The 14,699-nt window shown below is 60.3% G+C and carries 13 protein-coding genes; 10 read left to right on the forward strand and 3 right to left on the reverse strand.

What is annotated here, in order from left to right; translation table 11 throughout:
• Positions 1-4 precede the first annotated feature (4 nt).
• Positions 5-754, reverse strand: coding sequence for a GH25 family lysozyme (locus FHX08_RS10920; protein ID WP_132651967.1), 750 nt, complete (start codon positions 752-754; stop codon positions 5-7).
• A 352-nt stretch (positions 755-1,106) separates the two neighbouring features.
• On the opposite strand from FHX08_RS10920, the gene cysS reads away from it, so the two are divergent.
• Genes cysS through cimA form a run of 5 tightly spaced genes read left to right on the forward strand, consistent with a single transcriptional unit; the run spans position 1,107 to position 6,032 of the window.
• Positions 1,107-2,483 (forward strand): cysteine--tRNA ligase, encoded by a 1,377-nt coding sequence (gene cysS, locus FHX08_RS10925; protein WP_132651034.1) that lies wholly within the window; start codon positions 1,107-1,109, stop codon positions 2,481-2,483.
• Entirely contained in the window at positions 2,480-2,956 is a 477-nt protein-coding gene (locus FHX08_RS10930) for a GFA family protein (RefSeq protein ID WP_132651033.1), read from the forward strand. Before cysS ends, FHX08_RS10930 begins: the two co-directional genes overlap by 4 nt.
• The gene (locus FHX08_RS10935) at positions 2,953-3,429 is read left to right on the forward strand and encodes a GFA family protein (protein ID WP_184327177.1); all 477 of its coding nucleotides are present in this window, start codon (positions 2,953-2,955) and stop codon (positions 3,427-3,429) included. Before FHX08_RS10930 ends, FHX08_RS10935 begins: the two co-directional genes overlap by 4 nt.
• On the forward strand, positions 3,426-4,385 hold the full coding sequence (gene pip / locus FHX08_RS10940; protein WP_132651031.1) for a prolyl aminopeptidase: 960 nt from the start codon (positions 3,426-3,428) through the stop codon (positions 4,383-4,385). The genes FHX08_RS10935 and pip overlap by 4 nt, the downstream gene beginning before the upstream one ends.
• 30 nt (positions 4,386-4,415) lie before the next feature.
• Complete coding sequence (cimA, locus tag FHX08_RS10945; RefSeq protein WP_132651030.1) at positions 4,416-6,032, forward strand: citramalate synthase; 1,617 nt, start codon at positions 4,416-4,418, stop codon at positions 6,030-6,032.
• 57 nt (positions 6,033-6,089) lie between these two features.
• Here the strand turns inward: cimA and FHX08_RS10950 are convergent, their stop codons facing one another.
• On the reverse strand, positions 6,090-6,950 hold the full coding sequence (locus tag FHX08_RS10950; protein ID WP_132651029.1) for a protein-L-isoaspartate O-methyltransferase family protein: 861 nt from the start codon (positions 6,948-6,950) through the stop codon (positions 6,090-6,092).
• A gap of 115 nt (positions 6,951-7,065) precedes the next feature.
• Here FHX08_RS10950 and rarD point away from each other — a divergent pair, with 115 nt between their 5' ends.
• Complete coding sequence (gene rarD, locus FHX08_RS10955; protein WP_132651028.1) at positions 7,066-7,980, forward strand: EamA family transporter RarD; 915 nt, start codon at positions 7,066-7,068, stop codon at positions 7,978-7,980.
• 66 nt (positions 7,981-8,046) lie between these two features.
• Here the strand turns inward: rarD and FHX08_RS10960 are convergent, their stop codons facing one another.
• Positions 8,047-8,670 carry a TIGR00730 family Rossman fold protein gene (locus FHX08_RS10960; RefSeq protein ID WP_132651027.1) on the reverse strand — a complete coding sequence of 208 codons (624 nt, stop codon included), beginning with the start codon at positions 8,668-8,670 and terminating at the stop codon, positions 8,047-8,049.
• Between the two features lie 156 nt (positions 8,671-8,826).
• On the opposite strand from FHX08_RS10960, the gene FHX08_RS10965 reads away from it, so the two are divergent.
• The 4 genes from FHX08_RS10965 (at position 8,827) to pssA (ending at position 14,569) form a co-directional block, all read left to right on the forward strand.
• Complete coding sequence (locus FHX08_RS10965) at positions 8,827-10,827, forward strand: LysM peptidoglycan-binding domain-containing protein (RefSeq protein WP_132651026.1); 2,001 nt, start codon at positions 8,827-8,829, stop codon at positions 10,825-10,827.
• A 162-nt stretch (positions 10,828-10,989) separates the two neighbouring features.
• Positions 10,990-12,870, forward strand: coding sequence for an ABC transporter ATP-binding protein/permease (locus FHX08_RS10970; RefSeq protein ID WP_132651025.1), 1,881 nt, complete (start codon positions 10,990-10,992; stop codon positions 12,868-12,870).
• Between the two features lie 127 nt (positions 12,871-12,997).
• The gene (locus FHX08_RS10975) at positions 12,998-13,705 is read left to right on the forward strand and encodes a phosphatidylserine decarboxylase (protein WP_281026254.1); all 708 of its coding nucleotides are present in this window, start codon (positions 12,998-13,000) and stop codon (positions 13,703-13,705) included.
• 18 nt (positions 13,706-13,723) lie between these two features.
• On the forward strand, positions 13,724-14,569 hold the full coding sequence (pssA, locus tag FHX08_RS10980) for a CDP-diacylglycerol--serine O-phosphatidyltransferase (protein ID WP_132651023.1): 846 nt from the start codon (positions 13,724-13,726) through the stop codon (positions 14,567-14,569).
• Positions 14,570-14,699: the final 130 nt, after the last annotated feature.

A 14,699-nucleotide genomic window follows, 5' to 3' on the forward strand; every position in this document is an offset into this window, starting at 1 on the left:
GTCCTCAGTTCGTAGCAACGGCCGGGAAGAGATGTGCAAAGCCCGTTTCCGATGGGCACAGTGCATTAAGGTCCACGGCCCCCTTAATGCCGTCCACCGTACCATTGTCGGCAAATTGCCAGATCGACCAGCGACCGCAGCTTTCCTGCGCAGGCTCCTTGAATACACTTCGAAGCCAGAGGTAATGATCGGGAAAGCGCGTTTCATTACCTTTCAGATATTGATCGAAAAATTCCTGCGTGACGTAAAAAATCGGCTTTTCGGGAAAGCCACTCTTCAGCTCGGTGACGAAGGCGTTCACTTCCATCGCCATTTCCTCGAGCGTTGGTACTTTGTCGCAATTGCCGACAAATTCCAGGTCGATGGCGATGGGCAAGGCGTCCGGCGTTTTCGGCACAGTTGCCAGGACATTCTGCGCCTGATCTCTTCCCGGGCGGCAGAAGGTGAAAAAGTGATAGGCGCCTCTCACCAGCCCCGCATCTCCCGCGCGCTGCCAGTTCTCGGCGAACCGGGAATCCCGGTGATCGCCGCCTTCGGTCGCCTTTATGATCGCGAAACGCACGTTCAGCTGCGCAGCCACGGTCTTCCAATCAACGGCACCCTGGTGATGACTGACATCGATGCCTTGGATCGGATAACGGGTCAGTGACGGATTGTTGAAGCGAAGCATTCCAAAATCGTATGCGAAATATGCAGCGGATGCGACTATTAGAATTGTAGTCGCTCCGATCGCCCACCGGACCAATCTTCCCACTCGTTCCCCCAATAATTTATAGCAGCGTCCGCTGGTTAAAGACGATTTGCGCCGCGAGAATGGCGGAAGCTTCAGAGCCTGCACCATATTTTCGCCTGACATCGGTCCCTTCAGTCAGCGCCTCGCAGGGATCGGTCGAGTTCCCGCCGGATGGGCTGTCGCCCTCTTGACCAAACGCCGATCCCACGCCATAAAACGCGTCATGAAAACGGTTACCTGCATTATTTGCCGGAAGATTATTCGCTAGCCCAAAGCTGGCCTGGCCGTTTTCGTCTCCCAAATGTCCAAAGATGCGAAACGCCCCGGCCTGCCGGTGGTGGTATTTTCTGCATATGCATTTTAGGAGAGTAAAATGGGCGGCACGCCGGAACTGAAGCTGTACAATACGCTGACGCGGGAGAAATCGGTTTTCAAGCCGATTGATGCCGAAAACGTCCGCATGTATGTGTGCGGCCCGACGGTCTATGATTTCGCCCATATCGGCAATGCACGGCCGGTCATCGTCTTCGACGTTTTGTTCCGCCTGCTGCGCCATGTCTATGGCGAAAACCATGTCACCTATGCGCGCAACATCACCGACGTCGATGACAAGATCAACGCACGGGCGCTACGGGATTATCCGGGCCTGCCGCTGAATGCGGCGATCCGGGCGGTGACGGAAAAAACCGAGAAACAGTTTCTCGACGACGCCTTGGCACTCGGCTCACTCGAGCCGACCGTGCAGCCGCGTGCCACCGACAATATCGCCCAGATGGTCGAGATCATCGAGCGGCTGATTGCGCGCGGCCATGCCTATCAGGCATCGGGCGAGGTGCTGTTCGATACGAAGTCGATGGCCGATTACGGACAGCTTTCCAAGCGCAATCTCGACGAACAGCAGGCCGGCGCCCGCGTCGCGGTCGATGCTCACAAGAAGAACCCCGGCGATTTCGTGCTCTGGAAACTCTCCGACGAGAACGAACCCGGTTGGGAAAGCCCCTGGGGCCGCGGTCGTCCGGGCTGGCATATCGAATGCTCGGCCATGAGCGGGCGCTATCTCGGCGACGTCTTCGATATCCATGGCGGCGGTCTGGACCTGATCTTCCCGCACCATGAAAACGAGATCGCCCAGTCTCGCTGCGCCCATGGCACGGACGTGATGGCGAATGTCTGGATGCACAACGGCTTCCTGCAGGTCGAAGGCCGCAAGATGTCGAAATCCGAAGGCAATTTCGTCACCATCTACGAGTTGCTGCACACGGAGACTTTCGCCGGCCGGCAATGGCCGGGCGAAGTGCTGCGTCTTGCCATGCTGATGACGCATTACCGCGAGCCCATCGACTTCTCGGTCAAGCGGCTGGAGGAGGCTGAACGCCTGCTTGCCAAATGGCCGGCAGCCGAACCCGGTAACGCCAAGCCGGACGAGACGGTGCTGAATGCGCTGGCCGACGATCTCAATACGGTCGCCGCCGTCCAGGCGCTGCATGCGCTGGCACAATCCGGCAACGATGCGGTCTTTGCCGCCAGTGCCGCGCTCCTTGGCGTGCTGCCGAAAAAGACCGAGATCGACGAGGCAGTGGCGATGGAAATCGATGCCCGGGTCAAGGCACGCCTCGAGCTCCTGAAGGCGAAGAATTTTGCCGAGGCCGACAGGATCCGCGATACGCTCGCCGCCGAGGGCATTCAGCTCAAGGATGGCAAGGATCCGGCAACGGGTGAGCGCGTGACGACGTGGGAGGTGAAGAAATGAACACCTATACTGGCGGCTGCCAATGCGGGGCGATCCGGTTTCGGGCACGCGGCCTGTCTCATCACGCCTCCATCTGTCATTGCCGCATGTGCCAGAAGGCGTTCGGTGCCTATTATGCGCCGCTGGTTTCGGTGCGCCAAATGGAGTTCGAGTGGACCAGGGGAGAGCGGAAGATCTTCCGGTCCTCCAACCTCGTCAGCCGCGGTTTCTGCGGCGATTGCGGCACACCGCTGACCTATGAGGCGCCGGATGGAATGGCGGTTGCGGCCGGTGCGTTCGATGATCCCGCGGCCTTTCCGCCGAGCATCCAGTGGGGTATCGAAGCCAAGATCGATTTTGTCGATCACCTGCACGAACTGCCGGGAGAGCGAACAGAGGCGGATCAGGAGGCTGAATCCTTCCTCCACGAGATCGTGTCCAATCAGCATCCCGACCACGATACACCCGACTGGCCTTCAGGAGCTCATCCATGACAGAGACGACAAGAACAGGCGGCTGCCAGTGCGGCGCCGTGCGCTTCCGCATCACCGGCAAGCTCGGACGCCCGTCCATCTGCCATTGCCGCATGTGCCAGAAACAATTCGGCGGATTCTTTTCTGCGCTGGTGACGGCGCCGGAAGAGGGCATGGAGTGGACCCGCGGCGAGCCTGCCTATTTCCAGTCCTCGGTCAACATCGACCGCGGCTTCTGCCGGGATTGCGGCACGCCGATGACCTATCGCCGTCCGGGCGGTCTGGAGCTTGCGATCGGCACCTTCGACGACCGTAGCGATCTCGCGCCGCAGATCCAGGTCAATTACGATTCCCGCCTGCCCTGGGTCGAGACGATCTTCGACGCTCCCGTCCACAAGGATCCGGATTTCTACGCCCGGCAGGAGGCGATCATCTCTTTCCAGCATCCCGATCACGATACCGCTGTCTGGCCCGCGAAAGGCGTGAAGATATGACCGAAGTGCTGCGCACGCTCTATCCGGAAATTGAACCCTATGCGACCGGCCACCTCGACGTCGGCGACGGCCATGTGCTCTACTGGGAACGCTGCGGCACATCAGGTGCCAAGCCGGTAGTCTTCCTGCATGGTGGCCCGGGCGGCGGCATTTCGCCCGCTCATCGCCGCGCATTCGACCCCAAGCTCTATGATGTCCTGCTGTTCGATCAGCGCGGCTGCGGCAAGTCCACACCGCATGCAAGCCTCGAGGCCAATACGACCTGGCATCTCGTGGCCGATATCGAGCGGTTGCGGGAAATGGTCGGTGTTGAGAAATGGCAGGTCTTCGGCGGCTCCTGGGGTTCAACATTGGCGCTAGCCTATGCCGAGAAGCACCCGGAGCGCGTCTCCGAACTCATCGTGCGCGGCATCTATATGCTGACGCGGGCTGAGCTCGACTGGTATTATCAGTTCGGCGTCTCCGAGATGTTCCCGGACAAATGGGAGCGTTTCGTAGCCCCCATCCCGCCGAAAGAACGCCACGAGATGATGCTCGCCTATAATCGTCGCCTGACCGGACCCGACCGGGCCGTCGCTCTGGAGGCCGCGCAGGCCTGGAGCATCTGGGAGGGCGAGACGATCACGCTGCTGCCGGAAAAATCGACCAGCGGCAAGTTCGAGGAGGCCGACTTCGCCTATGCGTTTGCCCGCATCGAGAACCACTTCTTCGTCCATGCCGGATGGATGGAAGAAGGCCAGCTGCTGCGCGATGCTTACAAGCTGAAGGATATTCCCGGTGTCATCGTCCACGGACGTTACGACATGCCCTGCCCGGCCAAATATGCCTGGCTTCTGCACAAGGCATGGCCGAAGGCCGAGTTCCACCTGATCGAGGGGGCGGGTCACGCCTTCTCGGAGCCCGGCATTCTCGACCAGCTGATCCGGGCAACGGACCGGTTCGCAGGCAAACAATAAAAGCCGCAAGCGGCGACAGGAAACACCACCATGACACGCGAAAGAATCTACCTCTTCGACACGACGCTTCGGGACGGGCAGCAGACACCCGGCATCGACTTTTCAGTCGAGGACAAGATTGCGATTGCAGGCATGCTGGACGAGTTCGGGCTCGATTATGTCGAGGGTGGCTATCCGGGCGCGAATCCGACCGATACCACCTTCTTCGCCGAAAAGCGCACCAGCCGGGCTACTTTCGTCGCCTTCGGCATGACCAAGCGTCCAGGTGTTTCCGTCTCGAACGATCCCGGTATCACCAGCCTGCTGCAGGCGCGCAGCGACGCGATCTGTTTTGTCGCCAAGAGCTGGGACTATCATGTGCAGGTCGCGCTCGGCTGCACCAATGAAGAAAACCTCGAATGTATCGCCGAAAGCGTCAAGGCCGCGGTTGCCGCCGGCAAAGAAGCGTTGGTCGACTGCGAGCATTTCTTCGATGGCTACAAGGCCAATCCGGAATATGCGCTCGCCTGCGCCAAGATTGCTTATGAGAACGGCGCGCGTTGGGTGGTGCTCTGCGACACCAATGGCGGCACGCAGCCGCCGGAGATCCGCGCCATCGTCGAAGCCGTGATCGCCGCAGGCGTGCCGGGCGACCGTCTCGGCATCCATGCGCATAACGATACCGGCCAGGCCGTTGCCAATTCGCTTGCCGCCGTCGAGGCCGGCGTGCGCCAGATCCAGGGTACGCTCAACGGCATCGGCGAGCGCTGCGGCAATGCCAATCTGGTGACGCTGATCCCGACGCTGGCCTTGAAGAGCGCCTATAACACCCGCTTCGAAACGACGATCGATGCGGAGCGACTCACGAACCTCACCCGCCTGTCGCATGCCTTCGACGAGCTCCTCAATCGCTCGCCCGATCATCAGATGCCCTATGTCGGCGCCTCCGCCTTTGCAACGAAGGCCGGCATCCATGCTTCGGCGCTGCTGAAAGACCCGCGCACCTACGAGCACGTGCCGCCGGAAAGTGTAGGCAATTTCCGCAAGGTCATGGTCTCGGATCAGGGCGGCAAGGCGAATTTCATCAACGCGCTGAAGCGGCGCGGCATCGACGTCGCCAAGGACGATCCGAAGCTTGATCTCCTGATTTCCATCGTCAAGGAGCGCGAGGCGTCCGGCTATGCCTATGAGGGTGCGGATGCAAGCTTCGAGCTTTTAGCGCGGCGCACCATGGGCACCATCCCGGATTTCTTCTCGCTCGATGGCTTCAGGGTGATGATCGAACGGCGCTTCGATTCCCACGGCCGTATAAAGATCGTCTCCGAAGCCGTGGTGAAGATCAGCATCGACGGGCAGACGCTGATGTCGGTGGCGGAAGCCGAAGGCCCGGTCAATGCGCTCGACCTTGCGCTACGCAAGGACTTCGGCAAATACCAGCATGAAATCGACGATCTCGTGCTTGCCGACTTCAAGGTGCGTATCCTCAATGGCGGCACCGACGCCATCACGCGCGTTTTGATCGAATCCACCGATTCCAGCGGCGTGCGCTGGTGGACTGTCGGCGTTTCCGACAACATCATCGACGCCTCGTTCCAGGCATTGATGGATTCTGTCATCTACAAGCTGATGAAGAACCGGCAGCTCGCGGGCAAGATCGCCGCCGAGTAAGATGAAGCAGTGCAGCAAAAGCGGCCGCGGTTTGCGGCCGCGATTGTGTGAAATATTCTATAGGAGGCCCCAGTCCTCCTCCGAATACCATTCGTCCTCTTCTGTTGGTGTCTTCCAGCGCAGCCGCGTGACCTCGTCCATGCCGCCACGCCGGAAGCTGGCTTCGAGCGTCTTGTAAGTCTCGAGCGTACCGGTCGCTCCATGGCCCCAGACGAAGACGGTAGAGCTCAGATAACGCGCGCGATAGTCACCCGGCGTGCGCTGGATCAAGAAAAAGCCGCCGCGGGCGCTGAGCGGACGCAAATTATCCCTGCCATCACGGGAGGGGGCGCTGAGCGGAAAGATCAGCCTGCCGCCGACAGCAAGATGGTCGATCCAGGTTTCGGCCGGTCTGTGAACCGCGAAATTGACGTAGATCACGTCGGATGACGACTGCGGCCATTCCAGACCGTTGCCGCAGATGACCTCGACATTGCCATAGGGAGCCAGACTGGCGGCGGCGCGGGCGGCGAGATCGCGGTCATACTCGATCGCCACGACATGGCCGTCGTGACCGACTAGATGCGACAGCATGGCGGTATAATAGCCACCGCCGGCACCGATATGGCAGGCCGTCTCGCCGGGTTTCGGCGCGAGCCAGTGAAGGCCGAGCGCATGCAGCGAGGGGCTGCCGTTGTTGACCTGCCGGTCCTCCTGCAGCGCAATCAGGACATCTTGATAGAGGATGACGGGATCGGTCGACGGCATGTCCTGATAGCCGATGCCGCTCGCCATACGCCATGGCGGCGGATCCAGGAAATCCTCGCGCGGCACCGTGGCAAAGACCTGCCGCAGCCGTTCGTCGCCCGCGATGCCCATCTTCGCGAGCATCTGAATGGCATAGGCTTGCCGGCAAATCAGCAGTTCCTGTTCGTCCATGGTTTGCCTCTGCCCGTCGCCGGGCAAGTGCCGATCCATTCACTGAAATGAATTGGCCTATTCACGCCGCTTAAGCTAATGCGGATCAGAAACAGAACAAAGATGGAAACACCCGATGTCTGTCGATGCAAGCGCCTCCTTGATCAAGAACGAAGACAGTCCACGCGGCTTTGCCTTCGCGCTGACGGCCTATCTTCTGTGGGGCTTTCTGCCGATCTACATGAAGGCGGTCGCGCACATTTCGCCGGCCGAAGTCATCGCCCACCGTATTCTCTGGTCGCTGCCGCTTGCCGGCATCGTGCTCCTGGTCCTGGGACGCACGCAGGATGTCGCGATTGCGCTACGTTCACCGCGCATGCTCGGCATGGCGGTCATGACTGCGGCGCTGATCACCGTCAACTGGGGTACCTATGTCTGGGCGATCGGTGCCGGCCATTCGCTCGATGCGGCCATGGGTTATTTCATCAACCCGCTCTTCAGCATCTTCCTCGGCGCGGTGCTGCTGAAGGAAAAGCTGCAGCCGATGCAGATCGCGGCGATCTGTCTTGCCGGCCTTGCAGTCGTCGTGCTCGCCTTCGACAGCGGCGGCATTCCCTGGGTGGCGCTGACGCTGGCGATCAGCTGGGGCTTCTATGCGCTGTTTCGCAAGACGCTGCCGCTTGGGCCGAACCAAGGTTTCTTTCTGGAGGTGCTGATCCTCAGCCTGCCGGCTCTGCTCTACATTCTCTATCTGGAGTTCGTCACCGGCGAGGGGCACTTGTACCGCACCGGCCTCAGCGATACCGTGCTCCTGCTCGGCTGCGGGCTGATCACCGCCGTGCCGCTGATGATCTATGCCAATGGCGCCAAGCTGCTCAAATTATCGACCATCGGCATCATGCAATATATCGCGCCGACGATGATCTTCGTCATCGCCATTTTCGGCTTCGGAGAGGAGCTTGATACGGCGCGCATGATCGCCTTTCCGCTGATCTGGGCCGGCCTCTTCTTCTACACCTGGTCCATGCTCAGGACATCACGCGGGCGTTAGGCTCGCGAGTATTTCTGACGCAATTCCGGACGCGAAACCGTTACACACTTTTGCTGGAATTGCTCACTACATCTTCGAGATCACGTCGTCTTCGCCGCTGCGGTCGGCGGCAAGCTCTGCTGCCTGTGCCATGATCGCGGGAATGATGCCAGAGATCTCGTCGACGACAAGCGGCTGGACGCGATGGGCGGTGTGCAGGAAGCCCTCGCCCGTCATGTGACGCAGGAGCTCCATCATCGGATCCCAGAAGCCGTTGATGTTGGCGAAAACCATCGGCTTCTCGTGACGGCCGAGCTGCGCCCAGGTCATGATCTCGACGATCTCCTCCAGCGTGCCGATGCCTCCAGGCAGGGCAACGAAAGCGTCGGAGCGCTCGAACATCGCGTGTTTGCGCGCATGCATGTCAGGAGTTACAATAAGCTCGTTGAGCTGGCCTAGGGAATGGCGAGTCGCTTCCATATCGATCAGGAACTCGGGAATGATGCCCGTTACCTGACCACCATTGGATAAGGTCCCGCTGGCTACAGCCCCCATGATGCCTTTCGTGCCGCCGCCATAGACGAGGCGAAGGCCATATTCGGCGATCTCTTTTCCGAGTGCGCGGCCGGCGGCCATATGGGAAGGATCGCGTCCCGGTCGAGAACCGCAGTAAACGCAGATGGATCGAATCGATACAGATTGTTCGCTCATAGGGGAAAAACAACTATTCCATTTCAATGCAGTCAAGAAAATTGACTGAAAAGCGGCGCGCCGGGCTTGTGTAATTGCTTTGAATGCTTGTGGAAAGCAAAGGGAATCGCTAGCAATTTCTGGATACTACGGCAATTTGCCGCCTTGGGAGACGTAATGATGAAAAACCGTGCCGGCTTGCTGGCCCTCGCAGTGCTCGTAATCGCAATCATACTGATGGTGTTTTTCGTCATGCCCCGTCTCGGCTCCGATGTGGCGAAAGTGGGGGACGCCATCAACCAGGCCGGCACCGAGGTCAACAATACGGTTAACGAAGCGTCTAAGACTTCCCGCTCGGCTGTCGCCGATGCCACGGCTGTCACCCAGAAGCTCGCCAGCCTCACCGCCGATGCCGGCCAGACCATCTCCGGCCTGAAAGCACTGTTTGCCGATGGCAAGGCGCCTGCCGCCGATGCGCTTGCAGGCGCCAAGACGGCAGCGGTGAATGCGCTGACCGCGATCGTCGATTTCGCCGCCCCCGAAGGCCTCGACACCGGAACCGCAGGCCTCGTTTCCAAGGCCAAGGACGGTGCGGGCAAGGCACGCGGCATCATCCAGAATCTGCCTGAAAATGCCGCCGATGCCCTGGCCGCGCTTGGAAAAGCTGAGGCCGCTCTAACCGGCGCGCCCGAGCCTGCGGGCACTGCCGATAGCGCTTCCAGCACTGGCCCGAAGATCCCGGCATTCGACGTGCTGCGCGTCGAGCCCGACGGCTCGACCGTCATCGCCGGCTCGGCCGAGCCGCATGGCAAGCTGGAAGTCCTCGACGGCGACAAGGTGGTCATGACGACCGATGTCGACGGCACCGGCGATTTTGCTGCCGTTCTCAACAACCCGCTTCCCGCGGGCGACCATCAGCTGGTGTTGAAGGTCACGGGCAAGGATGGCAAGACTACCCTCTCTGAAGAAGTCGCGACCGTTTCCGTGCCGAAGGACGGTAGCGGCAGCGAGCTGCTTGCCATGGTCTCCAAGCCCGGCACGGCAAGCCGTATCATCACAGCGCCGAAGGCTGAGATCGCCAGCGCCCAGCCGCCGACCGCCAATGATGCCTCTGCGTCTGGATTGAATGCTGCAGCAAACGACGAAGTCGCCATACAAACCCCGAATATGCCCGCAAGCTCAGGCGATGGTGCCAAAACGGCACCAGCCGTTCCCGGCACCCAGCAGGGCGGCGATAACACGGCCGACGTGGTGGTCAGCGCTGTCGAAATCGAGGGCAACAAAATCTTCGTTGCCGGTACGACGCGCGCCAATGCGAAGGTCGTCGGTTATGCCGATGATGCGATGATCGGCAAGGATACCGCAGGGTCGGACGGTCACTTCGTCATCGAAGGCGTGATGGATCTGTCGGTCGGCGACCACAAGATCCGCGTCGACGTCGTTGATGGCGCCGGCAAGGTGCTCGTGCGCGCCTCTGTCAATTTCAACCGTCCTGCAGGCGATCAGGTCACCGTTGCGGCCGGGCCCGGCAACAATGCCAACAGCAATCAGGCGATTGCGGCGGTTGATGAAGGCGAGCTTGGCAAACTCAAGGGTGACGCGACGAAAGCTTTCGGCCTACTGAAGGGCCTGTTTGCAGATGGCAAGATCCCAGGCACGGAACAGCTTGCGGCAGCCCGCTCGGCGACCGAATTTGCACTGCGCTCGCTCGTCGATTTCCATCCTGCCGTCGATGCGACCGACGCCTTCAAGCAGGCATCGGCATCCGCCTCGCAGGTCGCCTCGAATGCACTGACAGTGCTGCAGGGTCTGCCGAAGGATGCTAAATCAGTCGGCGCGGCGCTCGACAAGCTCGGCGCGATCATTGCCCAGCTGACGGTCCCCAATGCCACGCCGTCGAACGAGGTATCCGCCGCCGGCCAACCGAAGACGATCGAACAGGCACCTCTGACGGCAAACAACAATGCGGTCATCATCCGCCGCGGCGATACGCTGTGGCAGATTTCCCGCCGCGTCTATGGCGCCGGTGTACGCTACACAACGATCTACATCGCCAACGAAGACAAGATCCCCAATCCGGACCGCATTCGCCCTGGCCAGATCTTCGGCCTTCCGAAGGATGCGCTGCCGAATGCCGAGGAGCTTCACCGCAAGCGGCTCTCCGGCGGCCATCTCTAGAAACGATAAGCGGCGGCCTCCGGGCCGCCGTTTTGTTAGGGCCGGTCCGCAACACTGCGCTTATAAAGTTCCTATCAATGTTGTATTCCGCCAGCCGGTAACATATCTCGCTGGAACGGCGACAGACCGCGGCAATAGCGGCCCTCCGGGCTGGAGATAGGCATGGCAAACGGCAAGACAGTTTCGGATTCCAACCTGCTCGGAACACTCTACAATCTCTGGCCCTATATGTGGCCGCAAGGACGGCCGGATCTGAAGATGCGGGTCGTATGGGCCTCGGTCTACCTTCTCGTGTCGAAATTCGTCCTGCTGCTGGTGCCCTATTTCTTCAAGTGGTCCACGGACGCGCTGAACGGCAGGATGGATCTGCAGGGGTCGTCCCTGCCGCCGCTGCTCATCGGCGCTACTGCCCTTGTCATCGCCTATAACCTGACGCGTCTCATCCAGCTCGGCCTCAATCAGCTTAGAGACTCGCTGTTTGCCAGCGTCGGCCAATATGCGGTGCGTCAGCTTGCCTACCGCACCTTCGTGCATATGCACGAACTTTCTCTGCGCTTCCATCTGGAGCGCAAGACGGGCGGGCTTTCGCGCATCATCGAACGCGGCACCAAGGGCATCGAAACGATCGTGCGCTTCACGATCCTGAATTCGATCCCGACAGTCATAGAATTCCTGCTGACGGCTGCAATCTTCTGGTGGGGCTACGGCTTCTCCTATCTCGCCGTCACCGCCTTTACCGTTTGGGCCTATATCTGGTTCACGATCCGCGCTTCCGACTGGCGCATCTCAATCCGCCGGGCGATGAACGACAGCGATACGGACGCCAATACCAAGGCGATCGACTCGCTGCTCAATTTCGAGACCGTCAAATATTTCGGCAATGAGGAGATGGAGGCCAAGCGCTTCGACAAGTCGATGGAGCGCTACGAGAAGGCGGCGACCGATGTATGGACTTCGCTCGGCTGGCTGAACTTCGGCCAGGGCGTGATCTTCGGCATCGGCACGACGATCATGCTCGTTCTCTCCGCCTGGTCGGTCCAGCGCGGCGAACATACGGTCGGCGATTTTGTCTTCGTCAATTCCATGCTGCTGCAGCTTTCGGTACCGCTGAACTTCATCGGCTTCGTCTATCGTGAAATCCGCCAGGGGCTGATCGATATCGAGCAGATGTTCGATCTTCTGGAAGTGAAGGCCGAGGTTCTGGACGCGCCCGATGCGAAGGCACTTGCCATCGGCCAGGGCGCCATCTCCTTCAAGGATGTGCATTTCGCCTATGATCCGGCCCGGCCGATCCTGAAAGGCATTTCTTTCGACGTGCCTGCCGGAAAGACGGTCGCCGTTGTCGGCCCCTCGGGTGCCGGCAAATCGACGCTGTCGCGCCTGCTCTACCGTTTCTATGACATCCAGAGCGGTTCGATTACCGTGGATGGGCAGGATATCCGCGACGTCACGCAGAAGAGCCTGCGTTCGGTGATCGGCATGGTGCCGCAGGATACGGTGCTCTTCAACGATACGGTGGCTTACAATATCCGATACGGCCGGCCTTCAGCCAATGAGGCCGATGTTCGGCAGGCCGCCGAAATTGCCCAGATCGCGCATTTCATCGATACATTGCCCGAGGGTTTCGAGACCAAGGTCGGCGAGCGCGGCCTGAAGCTTTCAGGCGGGGAGAAGCAGCGTGTCGCGATCGCCCGCACAATCCTGAAGGCGCCGCCGATCCTCATTCTCGACGAGGCAACCTCGGCGCTTGATACGACGACGGAGCGGGAAATCCAGACGGCGCTCGATATCGTCTCCAAGAACCGCACGACGCTTGTCATCGCCCACCGCCTTTCGACGGTCATCGGCGCCGATGAAATCATCGTTTTGAAGAGCGGCGAGATTGCCGAGCGCGGCACGCATGCCGCCCTTCTCGAAAAGAACGGTCTTTATGCCTCGATGTGGAACCGCCAGCGCGAGGCAACACAGGCCGAAGAACACCTGAAGCAGGTTCGCGAGAGCGATGAGCTCGGCATCGTCAATCGGCTGGCGCCGGCAAGCTAAGCGCCGAAACGGGCAAACTGGCCCGTTTTGTTGTTCAGAACCAGCGCAAGGAAGGCTGCCTGAGGTCCGTGGCATTGCTCCTCAGGTCGTTTTTATGTAACCAGCGGATACGAAAAACGACAGGAGCCTGGCACACATGAGCTTGTTCGATACGGTTCGCAACACGATCGTTCCGGTGCACAAGGAAGGTTACCCTTTCGTCGCCGCCTTCTTCGTCGCGTCGCTCGTATTGGGCTGGATCTTCAAACCGCTCTTCTGGATCGGCCTCATCCTGACGCTCTGGTGCGCCTACTTCTTCCGTGACCCGGAGCGCGTGACGCCGCAGGACGACGATCTCGTGATTTCGCCCGCTGACGGCAAGGTCTCGTCGATCCAGATGGTGACGCCGCCTGCCGAGCTGAACCTTGGAGCCGAGCCGATGCTGCGCATCTCGGTCTTCATGAACGTCTTCAACTGCCATGTGAACCGCGCGCCGATGCGCGGCCGCATCGTCAGCATCAATTACCGCCCGGGCAGCTTCGTGAACGCCGAACTCGACAAGGCGAGCGAAGACAACGAGCGCAACGGCCTCGTCATCGAAACCCGTCATGGGCAGATCGGCGTGGTGCAGATCGCCGGACTCGTGGCGCGGCGTATTCTCTGCTTTTCGCATGTCAATGAACCCGTCGATGCGGGCGAGCGTTTCGGCCTCATCCGCTTCGGCTCGCGGCTCGACGTGTTCCTGCCGGCGAATGCCGCACCGCGCGTTTCGCTTGGCCAGACGGCGGTTGCCGGCGAGACCGTCATTGCCGAATTCGCTTCGGCGAAGGGTCCGGTCATCAGCCGCCGCAGCTAAGTTTCAGGAGAGCGCGATATGGAACCACCCTTTCCGCCCTTCGAACCGAATGGCCCGGTCGACGATTCCGCCCGTGGGCCGCGCCTGCGCGAGATTCCGATCCGACTCGTCGTTCCGAACCTCATCACCATTCTCGCTATCTGCGCCGGCCTGACCGGCATCCGGCTCGCCTTCGAGAGCCGCTATGAACTGGCTGTCGCCATGGTGCTCGTCGCCGCCTTCCTCGATGGCGTCGACGGCCGCGTGGCGCGGCTGATGAAGGCCACGTCGAAATTCGGCGCGCAGATGGATTCGCTTGCCGACATCGTCAATTTCGGCGTCGCCCCTGCCCTCGTGGTCTATGTCTATGCGCTTGACGAAGCGCGCTCGCTCGGCTGGATCGCAGCACTCATCTATGCGATCGCAGCTGGTCTGCGGCTGGCCCGCTTCAACGTGATGTCGGAGCGCGAGAACCGCGCACCCTGGCAGTCAGAATATTTCGTCGGCGTGCCGGCGCCGGCTGGCGCAATGTTGGTATTGCTGCCGGTTTATCTGGGCTTCCTCGGTCTCGCCACCGACCGAACCTTTGCCTTCCTCGCCTCGGGCTACACGGTCCTCATCGCCTTCCTGCTCATCAGCCGCCTGCCCGTCTGGTCCGGCAAATCCGAGAGCCGCATGCGGCGCGATCTCGTACTGCCGGCCATGCTCGGCGTCGTCATCTACGTCGCGATGCTGATGAGCTTCACCTGGGAAGTGATGGTCTTTACCGTCTGCGCCTACCTCATTTCCCTGCCCTTCGGGGCGCGAAAGTGGAGGCGCAAATATGGCACCCTGACTATCGAGGAGCCGGGTGTCGGAGAGGACGATATCGGTCGCCACATCTGAGCGTCTATTTTATTAAGTAAGTGTTAACGTACGCAGGCTTCGGTTAAGCCTCGCGAATTATGCTCCGTGGTTATATTTCCTGATAAGCAATGCCTCGCTTTTGTCGTTATTGAAGACAAAAGACCAAGAT

The organism is Rhizobium sp. BK529 (assembly GCF_014194105.1).
Taxonomy (GTDB): domain Bacteria; phylum Pseudomonadota; class Alphaproteobacteria; order Rhizobiales; family Rhizobiaceae; genus Rhizobium.